Raw genomic sequence first — 10330 nt, 5'->3', positions numbered from 1 at the left:
GGAGGCGCCGCCGCCGCCGTGGACGTGCAGGTCCACGAAGCCGGGGACGACGGTGTGGCCGGTCAGGTCGAGGTCGCCGGGCTCGGTCTCCCCGCCGCTCGTGCCGTTGACGCCGTTGACGCCGTTGACGCCGTTGACGCCGTTGACGCCGTTGGCGCCGGAGGCGATGGCCGCGATCCGGGACCCTTCGACGGCGAGGCGGAAGCCCTCGACGACGCCGCCGGGCAGGACGAGCCGGGCGCCGGACAGGGCAGTACGGTCACGGTCCGCGGTGGTCACGCGGTCACCTCCATCGAGAGCAGATCCCAGGCGAGCAGGCCCGCGCCCAGGGACGCGGCGGTGTCTTTGAGCATGGCGGGTACGACTTCCGGGGGCATCTGGAAGGTCAGACGCTCCTGGACCGCCGCGCGCAGCGGGGTGAAGAGCGTGTCGCCGGCCTCGGCCAGTCCGCCGCCGACGACGACCGTGGACGGGTCGAGCAGGCTCTGGGCGAGCACGATGCCGTCGGCCAGGGCGTCGACCGCGGTCTGCCAGACCGCGCGGGCGCGGTCGTCCCCGGCGTCCACCGCGGCGGCGCAGGATGCCGCGTCGGCGTCGGGGTCGCCGCTGGCCTCGGCCCAGGCGCGGGAGACGGCGGAGGCGGAGGCCAGCGTCTCCAGGCAGCCGCGGGCGCCGCAGCCGCACGTCGGCCCGCCGGGGCGGACCACCACGTGACCGATCTCGCCGCCGTAGCCGTGCGCGCCGGCCTCGATCCGGCCGTTGATGCCGATGGCGCCGGCGATGCCGGTGCCCAGGGCGATGAACAGGAAGCGGTCGACGCCGCGGCCCGCGCCCAGCCGGCCCTCGGCGAGGCCGCCGGACCGCACGTCGTGGCCGAGGGCCACCGGCATCGCGGCGCCGCGGGTGCCGTCGGCGGGGTCGGCCAGGCGCTCGCCGAGCAGCTTGCGCAGCGGGAGGTCGCGCCAGCCGAGGTTGGCCGAGAAGACCGCGATCCCGTTCTTCTCGTCGATCGTGCCGGGCACGGCCACGCCGGCTGCCAGCGGGGCGGCGCCGAAGCGGGCGCGGCCCTCGTCGGCCAGGTCGGCGGCGAAGTCGAGGATGGCGGCGACCACGGCGTCGGTGCCGTGTTCCCGCCCGGTCGGTCGGCGTGCTTCGAACAGCACGGAGCCGTCCTGGGCGAGCAGCGCGGCCTTCATGCCGGTGCCGCCTACATCGAGTGCGATGACGTGCTTCACGGGGGACAGTTTCCCTTGGTCGGGTCGAAGAGGTCTAGTCCAGTTGTCGGATTGGTCTGGTCCTGCTGGGTGAGCTTTGTCTCGGCTGCGGGGGGTGTGCGGAGCTCTGTGCCGAGGGGCCCGGCCGGGGTTCCGTTCACCGGCTGTTGCGCATCGTGCAACGAACCCGGGCACTTCGGTAACTACTCGGCAGGTGGGCCCGAGTGGTGTGGACCAATGGGCGAGCGGTTTGGCAGTGTGGCGCTCCCCCCTGCCGGATTCCCTCGTCCGGCCGTAGTTCCCCCTGAAGGCGGTACCCGCGTTGGACAGGCGCGCCCACGTTTCCATCCGTGTGCTCGGAACGGCACTGGCCGGAGCACTGGTGCTCACCACGGTCAGCGCGTGCAGCGGGCAGGGCGACGGGCCGGTCACGCTCAAACTGGTCGCCGCGGACTACGGGGAGAACGCCGAGACCAGCTCCAAGCACTACTGGGACGAGGTCTCCAAGGCCTTCGAGGCCGCCAACCCCGGGATCAAGGTCCAGGTCGAGGTCGACAGCTGGACCGACATCGGCAAGAAGGTCGACGACATGATCGCGGCCGGGAAGTCCCCCGACCTGCTGCAGACCGGCGGCTTCGCCGAACAGGTCGCGGCGGACCGGCTGTACGCGGCCGCGGACGTGCTCTCCATGGACACCCAGGCCAAGTTCATGGACAACTTCTCGCACGCCGGGCAGGTGCTGGGCACCCAGTACGGGATCCCCTTCGTGTCCTCCTCGCGGGTGCTCTTCTACAACAAGGCGGTCTTCCGGCAGGCGGGGATCTCGCAGCCGCCGACCACCTGGAACGAGCTGAAGGCGGCGGCCGAGAAGATCAAGGCCAAGGTTCCGGGGGTGACCCCGTACGGGCTCCCGCTGGGGCCGGAGGAGGCGCCGGCCGAGTCGATGCTGTGGACGCTGAGCGGGGGCGGCTCGCTCTCGGACGACGTCGGCAACTACACCATCGACAGCGACCAGAACCAGGCGACCTTCAGCTGGCTGAAGAACAACCTGGTCAGCACCGGGCTGACGTACCCGGACCCAGGCAAGATGAACCGCACGCCGGTGTTCCAGGACTTCGCCTCCGGGAAGGTCGCGATGCTCAACGGGCACCCGACGCTGCTGCGGTTGGCGTCCGCCGGGAAGATCGACTTCGGGACGGCGCCGATCCCGCGCAAGGACGGCCTGGGGAAGACCGGGAGCCTCGGCGTCGCGGACTGGATGATGGCGTTCAAGGCCAACGGGCACAAGAACGAGATCAAGAAGTTCCTGTCCTTCGTCTACACCAAGGACTACCAGCTGAAGTTCGACGAGCAGTACAACCTGCTGCCGGTGACCCAGGACGCCTTCAGCCAGATGTCCTCGGACCCCAAGCACGAGGACCTCAAGCAGTTCACGGTCGGGCTGACCAACGCCAGCTTCTACCCGTTCGGGGACCCGGCCTGGGGCGAGGTCAGCAACCGGATCAAGGCGGGGATCGGGCAGGCGGTGACCGGGGACCCGAAGCAGGTGCTCGGCGGGCTCCAGGATGCGGCGATGAAGGAGGCGGCCCGGGTCCGGAAGCAGTAGGACCCGGGCGGGGGGTCTTCGCGGGGGCGGAGGCGGGGGTCTTTGCGGGGGCGGGGGCTTCGTCGGCTCAGGGGAGGGTGATCGCGTAGGCCTTGCGGAGGGTCTCGTGGACCGTCCAGGTGGTGCGGTCGCCCTCGCGCAGGACAGCGCAGTCGCCGGGGCCGACGGTCAGGGTCGGGCCGCCCTCGACCTCGATGGTGGCCCGGCCGCTCAGCACCACGAACATCTCGTCGGCCTCCACGTCGGTGACCACGCCCGGGGTGATCTGCCACAGACCGCGCAGCTGGCGGCCGTCGGGGGACTCGGAGAGGACCTTCCCGGTGACCTCGGGGGTGCCGGAGACGATCTGGGACGGGTCGAGCGGCTCCGGGTCGAGGTCGGCGGCGGGGATGTGGACGGTGAAGCTCGGCGTGGTCATCGGCGTGGTCATGGGGGTGACGCTAGTCGGGCGGGGGCACCGGGGTGGGGGGCAGAGTGTGTCGGGGGTGCGGCCGAGAATGACACTTCGTAGGAGGTGTTGTCGTGGGTGAGCTGAGTGGGCTCAGTGAGCGGGACCGGGCGGTGCTGGCGCTGGAGGGGCGGCAGTGGCGGACGGCGGGGGCCAAGGAGCGGGCGATCCGGGAGGAGCTGGGGCTCTCCTCCACGCGGTACTACCAGGTGCTGAACGGGTTGCTGGACCGGGAGGAGGCGTTGGCGTTCGCGCCGGTGTTGGTGAATCGGTTGCGGCGGGTTCGGGAGGGGCGGCGGGGGGTGCGTTGACGCGGGGGTCTTCGTTCGTTCGGGGGGCTCTCGGGAGGGTGGGTGCCGGGGGCGGCTCCGGGGGTGGCCGCTCCGGGGGCTGGATGATTTTCCGACTGCCGACTCTGTGGGTGGGGGGCTGGGCGCCGTTGGCAGTCTGAAAATCACCCGTCACGCCCCTCTCCGCAGCCACCCCCTGCGCCGCCCCCTCCCGCAGCGCGTCCCTCTCGCCTGGTGAGGAGGGGGTGGGTGGGTGGGGGAGGGGTGCGGGTGCGGGTGGGGGAGGTGGGGGTGCTGGGGGTGGGTGCGGGTGGGGGGTTTGGGGGTGTTGTGGGCGCGCGGGCTTTCGCCCTGCGCGCCCGCGGGGTGGTGGTCTGGCGTGGGTTGGGGGTATGGGCCTCTGTATGGGTCTTGACGAGATGGGTGTGCCGGCCACGGGTGCCGGGCGGGATGGGTTGCGGGCGATCCTGGCGGCGCCGGGGGATGCGGTGGTGGCCTTGGACTTCGATGGGACGTTGGCGCCGATCGTGGCGGATCCCTCGCGGGCGCGGGCGCATCCGGGGGTGGTGGGGGCGTTGCGGGGGCTGGCGTCCCGGGTGGGGGCCGTGGTTGTGGTGACGGGGCGGCCGGCGGGGTTGGCGGCGGAGTACGGGGGGTTTGCCGAGGTGCCGGGGCTGGTGGTGCTGGGGCACTACGGGGCCGAGCGGTGGGAGGGGGGTGTGGTGACGGCGCCGGAGGTGCATCCGGGGGTGGCGGGGGTGCGGGCGGCGTTGCCGGGGGTGTTGGAGCGGGTGGGGGCGCCCGAGGGGACGTGGGTGGAGGACAAGGGGCGCTCGGTGGCGGTGCACACCCGGCGGACGGGGGATCCGGAGCGGGCGCTGGAGTCGTTGCGGGCGCCGGTGGGGGAGTTGGCGGCCGAGTACGGGCTGGTGGTGGAGCCCGGGCGGCTGGTGCTGGAGCTGCGGCCGCCGGGGGTGGACAAGGGGGCGGCGCTGACTGGGTTCCTGCGGGAGCGCGGTGCCCGTTCGGTGCTGTATGCGGGGGACGACCTGGGGGACGTGGCGGCCTTCGCGGCGGTGGAGAAGCTGCGGGGGGAGGGGTTGGCCGGGCTGTTGGTGTGCGCCGGGGCGGTGGGGGACGCGCCGGTGCGCGAGCTCGCCGACCGGGCGGATCTGGTGGTCGACGGGCCCGAGGGCGTGGTGGAGTTGTTGACGGCCCTGGGGGAGGCGCTCGGCGCGGCCTGAGTCAGAGGGCGTTGAGCTGGTCGAGGAACCACTGCTGCGGGGGGAGCGCGGTGGCCGCCGCGGCGAGGCGCTTGGTGCGGTCGGCGCGCTCCTCCGGGCTCATGATGAGGCCGGTGTGCAGGGCCTCGGCGGTGGCGATGACGTCGTAGGGGTTGACGGTGAGGGCGTCGTCCTTGAGTTCGGCGTGGGCGCCGGCCTCGCGGGAGAGGACGAGGGCGCAGCCGTGGTCGGAGACGACGGGGACTTCCTTGGCGACCAGGTTCATGCCGTCCCGGATCGGGTTGACCAGGGCCACGTCGGCGAGGCGGTAGGCGGCGAGGGAGCGCGGGAAGTCGTCGTTGACGTGCAGGATCAGGGGTTGCCAGGTGGGGGTGGCGAACTCGGTGTCGATCTCGTCGGCGAGCCGCTGGACCGCGGCGGTGTAGTCGCGGTACTCGGCGAGGTCGGTGCGGGACGGGTAGGCGAAGGCGATGTGCACCACCCGGTCGTGCCATTCGGGGCGGGTGCGGAGCAGGTGCCGGTAGGCCTGGAGGCCGCGGACGATGTTCTTGCTCAGCTCGGTGCGGTCGACCCGGACGATGGTGCGGCGGTCGCCGACGGCCGTACGGAGGGCGGTGAGGCGTTCGTCCACGTCGGGGCGGTGGGCGCGGTCGCGCAGGAAGTCGGCGTCGGCGCCGAGGGCGTGGACGCCGAGGTGGGTGGTGCGGCCCTCGTGGGTGACGGTGAGTGCCTCGTGGTCGACGGTGGCGCCGAGCAGGTCGGCGCAGCAGGCGGCGAAGGCGCGGGCCCAGCGTTCGGTGAGGAAGCCGGCCCGGTCGGCGCCGAGGATGCCGGTCAGGACGGCCCGGGCGACGTCGTCGGGGAGTAGCCGGTAGTACTCGGGCGGGGCCCAGGGGGTGTGGGAGAAGTGGCCGATCCGCAGGTCGGGGCGGGCCGCGCGGAGCAGGGCCGGGGTGAGGGACAGGTGGTAGTCCTGCACCAGGACCGCGGCGTTCGGGGCGGCTTCGGTGGCGAGGGCGTCGGCGAAGGCGGTGTTGTACGCCTGGTAGGCGGCCCATTCGGTGCGGAAGCCGGCGTCGAAGGAGGGCGCGGTGGGGGTCGCGTAGAGCAGGTGGTGGACGAACCAGAGGGTGGAGTTGGCGACGCCGTTGTAGGCGTGGGCGAAGGTCTGGGGGTCGATGTCGAGCATCCGGACGGCCTGGCCGCCGACCTCGTGCCCGGCGAGGTCGAGGCGGCCGTCGGGGGCTTCCCGGGCGGCTCTGCGGTCGGCGTCGTTGAGTGCGGCGCAGACCCAGACGGCGGTGGGGTCGTCGATCGCGGACAGGCCGGAGACCAGGCCTCCGCCGCCGCGGCGCAGGGTCAGCGTGCCGTCGTCGGCGGTGCTGAAGGACACCGGTCCCCGGTTGGAGGCCACCAGAACGGGGGCGGTGCCGGTCGCACTCGAACGTTCGGTCGTGAGATCGCCCATGGTTGGGATGTTGCCGGGGGGTCGGGGTGGCAAACCCGTCTGGGGCCCGTCTTCGCACTCCCGTCGTTCGCCCGGAGGGCGGGCGGGGCGGCGTTGGGGTGCGTGCATCGCAAGGCGGAGGAGGGAGGCGATGCGGAGCATCGGGCGACCGACGACAACGCGGCGAGGTGCGGGCACCGGCGTCGGCCCGCAGGCGGGAGTGCGAAGACGGGCCCCTAGTGGCGGGTGGCGTATTCGGGGAGGGTGTGCATCGGGGGGCGTTCCAGGGCCGTGACGGGGTGGGTGTGGGGGACGAAGATGGGGGTCCCGCCGGCCGAAGGCTGGGGGAGGGATTCCGGGGCGCGGCTGAACTGGGTGAGGTGGGGGTGGACGAGGTCGGCGGAGGCCTTGAGGCGGTGGGTGCGGTCGAGGCGTTCGAGGGCGGTGCGGTAGATGGTGGCGGCCATCCGGCCGAGGGCCTGGCCGTCCTGGTGGCGGTGGTGCCGGACGCCGACGTCGACCTGGGCCAGGGCGTCCAGTCCGACCAGTTCCAACGCGTCGACCAGCAGGCCGAGTTCGACGCCGTAGCCGGTGGGGAAGGGCAGCCGTTCGAGGAGTGAGCGGCGGGCCGCGTACTCGCCGCCGAGCGGCTGGACGAAGCCGGCGAGTTCCGGCCAGTGGAGGTTGAGGAGGGGGCGGGCGACGAGTTCGGTGACGCGGCCGCCGCCGGCCGGGACGATCGCGCCGTTGTCGGTCTCCAGCGGGCGGTCGTACATGGCCTTGACCAGGTGGATGGACTCGTCGGTCAGCAGCGGGCCGACGATGCCGGAGACGAAGGCCGGGTCGAACTCGCGCAGGTCGGCGTCGATGAAGCAGACGATGTCGCCGCGGGTGACCAGCAGGGAGCGCCAGAGCACCTCGCCCTTGCCGGGGACGGCGGGCAGCCGGGGGAGGATCCGGTCGCGCTGCTCCACCCGGGCGCCCGCCGCTTCGGCGACGGCGGCGGTGGCGTCGGTGGAGCCGGAGTCCACCACGACGAGTTCGTCGACCAGCGGGACCCGTTCCATCAGCTCGCGGCGGACGGTGCGGACGATGTCGCCGACGGTGGCCTCCTCGTCGAGCGCCGGGAGGACGACGCTGACGGTGCGGCCGGTGCGCTGCTTGGCCTCCAGCAGGGTGTGCACCGGCCGCTCGGCCGCGCTCCACGAGCGGCGGCGGAGCCAGGACGCCGCCTGCGGGAGGAGTGCGGGGGTCGGTTCGGCGGGCACGGTGACTCTCCTCGGCGGGATCGGGTGGAACGGCTCATCTCGCGTGGCGGACGGTCCCGTTCAGGGTTGACGCCTTCGGATACAGTCTTCGTACAGCGGTCGGACCTTCGCACGCCGGGGTCGCCGCTGAACCATAACTTCACAAGCTCATCCAGAGGGACTGAGGGAACGGCCCGTTGACGTCCCGGCAACCTTCTCGCGCGGCTGTCGTCGACAGGCCCCGGCGGGACAGGTGCCAATTCCGGCCTGTGGTGCGTCCGCGCCACGGGGAAGATGAGGAGAGAGGCCTCCGCCATCATGGCTATCGACACTGCCGCACCCTCCCCCGGCCTTCGGCCGCAGGGATCCCAGCCCGTCGACCTCGGCCCCGCCGCCGCCCTGTCGTGTCGGGAGTGCGGAACCCGCTTCCCGCTCGGCCCCAGCTTCGCCTGCCTGGAGTGCTTCGGGCCGCTGGAGATCGCGTACGAGTTCGGCGGCGAGCGCGCCGAGGAGCTGCGCAAGCGGATCGAAGCCGGCCCCGCGTCCATCTGGCGTTACGCGCCGCTGCTGCCGGTGCCGGCCGATGTGGCGTCGAAGCCCAATCTGAACCCCGGCTGGACTCCGCTGGTGAAGGCGGACAACCTGGGCCGGGAGCTCGGGTTCACGGCGCAGCTGCACATCAAGGACGACTCCGGCAACCCGACCCACTCGTTCAAGGACCGGGTGGTCGCGTGTGCGATCGAGGCGGCCCGGGCGTTCGGGTACACCACGCTGTCCTGCTCCTCGACCGGCAACCTGGCCGGCGCGGTGGGCGCGGCGGCGGCCCGGGCCGGGTTCCGTTCCTGCGTGTTCATCCCGCACGACCTGGAGCAGGGCAAGGTCGTGATGGCCGGGGTGTACGGCGGTGAGCTGGTGGGCATCGAGGGCACCTACGACGATGTGAACCGCTTCTGCTCGGAGCTGATCGGGGATCCGGCCGGCGAGGGCTGGGGCTTCGTGAACGTCAACCTGCGGCCGTACTACGGCGAGGGTTCCAAGACGCTGGCGTACGAGATCTGTGAGCAGCTCGGCTGGCGGCTGCCGGAGCAGATCGTCATCCCGATCGCCTCGGGCTCCCAGCTGACGAAGATCGACAAGGGGCTGCAGGAGCTGATCAAGCTGGGTCTGGTGGAGGACCGGCCGTACCGGATCTTCGGTGCCCAGGCGGAGGGCTGCTCGCCGGTGTCGGCGGCGTTCAAGGCCGGGCGGGACGTGATCAAGCCGGTGAAGCCGGACACCATCGCCAAGTCGCTGGCGATCGGCAACCCGGCGGACGGCCCGTACGTGCTGGACATCGCCCGTCGCACGGGCGGCGCGGTCGAGGACGTCACGGACGCGGAGGTCGTGGCGGCGATCCGGCTGCTGGCCCGCACCGAGGGGATCTTCGCCGAGACCGCGGGCGGGGTGACCGTCGGCGTGCTGAAGAAGCTGGTCGAGACCGGTCAGCTGGATCCGGCCAAGGAGACCGTCGCGATCAACACGGGCGACGGCCTGAAGACGCTGGACGCCGTCTCCGAGGCGGGCATGACCGCCGTCATCCGGCCGACCCTGGACGCCTTCCACTCCGCCGGCCTCGCGTCCGCCTGAACCGCCCCCCACCCCGCAAGGAGAGTCATGAGCGCCAACGTCCGCATCCCCACCATCCTGCGCACCTACACCGGCGGCGCGGCCGAGGTGACCGCCGAGGGGGCCACCCTGGCCGAGGTCATCGCCGACCTGGAGCGCAACCACGCCGGCATCTCGGCCCGGATCCTGGACGACACCGGCAAGCTGCGCCGCTTCGTCAACGTGTACGTGAACGACGACGACGTGCGGTTCGCCGAGGGCCTGGCGACCGAGATCAAGGACGGCGCCGGCGTCTCGATCATTCCGGCGGTGGCCGGCGGCTGCTGAGCCGCGCGCCATTTCCGCGCCGCCCGTACGTACGGAATTCGACTCTCCGTATGTGCGGGCGGCTGCGTGCATTTCGGCGGGAATATTTCGGGGTCAAGTCGGAGTAGAGTGTGGCTCTGCTGGGAACAGGGTTTCGCTCCCGGCGGACGGGGTGCGTCGCCGGAGGTCGTCCGGCCGCTGGGGCCGGTCGTGGGACCGGCTGGGGAGACCGGGCCGGGGTCGGACCGGGAAACATGTCAGGCAGATGTCAGAATTCCTGCAGGCATTTGAGTAATTCGTCCGCTATGTCCGGCGCGAAATGCCGATTTCCTCCCGGTTTGTTCGCTCTTGTCCCTTGGTAGGGCAGCGGAATTCCCGGCGGCTGACCCTGTTGCAGAGGGCGTCGGTCCGGATACATTCAGCGGCGGTCGACGTAATCACCCGCTCACGGAAGCCGTCCCGGCGCCCCGTGCGGAGGGTTGCGGCGTGCACGGCTGCGCTCAGGGGGGGTTCCCCGGGCCGGCCTTCAAAACCAGACCCGGGCCCGCGACCTGCGGGCCCGTGAAGGGCCAGCACAGCACTAGGGGAGTTCGGAATGGCTCAGGGCACCGTCAAGTGGTTCAACGCGGAGAAGGGCTACGGCTTCATCGCGGTCGACGGTGGTGCGGACGTCTTCGTCCACTACAGCGCGATCCAGATGGACGGCTACCGCACCCTCGAGGAGGGCCAGCGGGTCGAGTTCGAGATCTCCCAGGGACAGAAGGGCCCGCAGGCGGACATGGTCCGCGCGGCGGTCTGACCCCTTCCGACTCCAGGAGCTCGGCGCGGCCCACCGCTGGTGGACCTCCTGCTTCTCGACGGGCCCGTGCGACACGCGTCGTACGGGCCCGTTCGCGTTCCCGCGCGGGCCCGGACGGCGGCTC

10 protein-coding genes, 1 pseudogene and 1 riboswitch are annotated in these 10330 nt (G+C 72.1%); of the genes and pseudogenes, 6 read left to right on the top strand and 5 right to left on the bottom strand.

The window, feature by feature from the left end; genetic code table 11:
- Positions 1 to 279, bottom strand: a pseudogene (locus BG452_RS34190) (hypothetical protein); the annotation flags it as partial.
- The gene (locus tag BG452_RS34185) at positions 276 to 1235 is read right to left on the bottom strand and encodes an ROK family protein (protein ID WP_188308234.1); all 960 of its coding nucleotides are present in this window, start codon (positions 1233 to 1235) and stop codon (positions 276 to 278) included. The gene BG452_RS34185 and the pseudogene BG452_RS34190, both read right to left, overlap by 4 nt.
- 331 nt (positions 1236 to 1566) lie before the next feature.
- Here BG452_RS34185 and BG452_RS34180 point away from each other — a divergent pair, with 331 nt between their 5' ends.
- Entirely contained in the window at positions 1567 to 2820 is a 1254-nt protein-coding gene (locus BG452_RS34180; protein WP_188308233.1) for an extracellular solute-binding protein, read from the top strand.
- A gap of 67 nt (positions 2821 to 2887) precedes the next feature.
- On the opposite strand, the gene BG452_RS34175 is transcribed toward BG452_RS34180, so the two are convergent.
- The gene (locus BG452_RS34175; protein ID WP_223243139.1) at positions 2888 to 3250 is read right to left on the bottom strand and encodes a cupin domain-containing protein; all 363 of its coding nucleotides are present in this window, start codon (positions 3248 to 3250) and stop codon (positions 2888 to 2890) included.
- 101 nt (positions 3251 to 3351) lie between these two features.
- Here BG452_RS34175 and BG452_RS34170 point away from each other — a divergent pair, with 101 nt between their 5' ends.
- Entirely contained in the window at positions 3352 to 3579 is a 228-nt protein-coding gene (locus BG452_RS34170; protein ID WP_188308238.1) for a DUF3263 domain-containing protein, read from the top strand.
- A 371-nt stretch (positions 3580 to 3950) separates the two neighbouring features.
- Positions 3951 to 4802: a trehalose-phosphatase gene (gene otsB / locus BG452_RS34165; RefSeq protein ID WP_188308232.1), complete on the top strand. Its 852-nt coding sequence runs from the start codon at positions 3951 to 3953 to the stop codon at positions 4800 to 4802.
- 1 nt (position 4803) lies between these two features.
- Here the strand turns inward: otsB and BG452_RS34160 are convergent, their stop codons facing one another.
- Both BG452_RS34160 and BG452_RS34155 read right to left on the bottom strand, forming a co-directional pair.
- Positions 4804 to 6270, bottom strand: a complete 1467-nt coding sequence (locus BG452_RS34160) for a trehalose-6-phosphate synthase (RefSeq protein WP_188308231.1) — start codon at positions 6268 to 6270, stop codon at positions 4804 to 4806.
- Positions 6271 to 6485: 215 nt separating this feature from the next.
- Positions 6486 to 7517 carry a glucosyl-3-phosphoglycerate synthase gene (locus BG452_RS34155; RefSeq protein WP_188308230.1) on the bottom strand — a complete coding sequence of 344 codons (1032 nt, stop codon included), beginning with the start codon at positions 7515 to 7517 and terminating at the stop codon, positions 6486 to 6488.
- Between the two features lie 144 nt (positions 7518 to 7661).
- A riboswitch (SAM riboswitch) is annotated at positions 7662 to 7797 on the top strand.
- 17 nt (positions 7798 to 7814) lie between these two features.
- On the opposite strand from BG452_RS34155, the gene thrC reads away from it, so the two are divergent.
- The 3 genes from thrC (at position 7815) to BG452_RS34140 (ending at position 10206) form a co-directional block, all read left to right on the top strand.
- Positions 7815 to 9122 carry a threonine synthase gene (gene thrC / locus BG452_RS34150; protein WP_188308229.1) on the top strand — a complete coding sequence of 436 codons (1308 nt, stop codon included), beginning with the start codon at positions 7815 to 7817 and terminating at the stop codon, positions 9120 to 9122.
- A gap of 27 nt (positions 9123 to 9149) precedes the next feature.
- Positions 9150 to 9428: a MoaD/ThiS family protein gene (locus BG452_RS34145; RefSeq protein ID WP_188308228.1), complete on the top strand. Its 279-nt coding sequence runs from the start codon at positions 9150 to 9152 to the stop codon at positions 9426 to 9428.
- A gap of 574 nt (positions 9429 to 10002) precedes the next feature.
- Positions 10003 to 10206 (top strand): cold-shock protein, encoded by a 204-nt coding sequence (locus BG452_RS34140; protein ID WP_030289665.1) that lies wholly within the window; start codon positions 10003 to 10005, stop codon positions 10204 to 10206.
- Positions 10207 to 10330: the final 124 nt, after the last annotated feature.

This window comes from Streptomyces sp. CBMA123 (genome assembly GCF_014596465.1).
Taxonomy (GTDB): Bacteria; Actinomycetota; Actinomycetes; order Streptomycetales; family Streptomycetaceae; genus Kitasatospora.
This window is presented reverse-complemented; position numbering and strand designations above follow the sequence as displayed.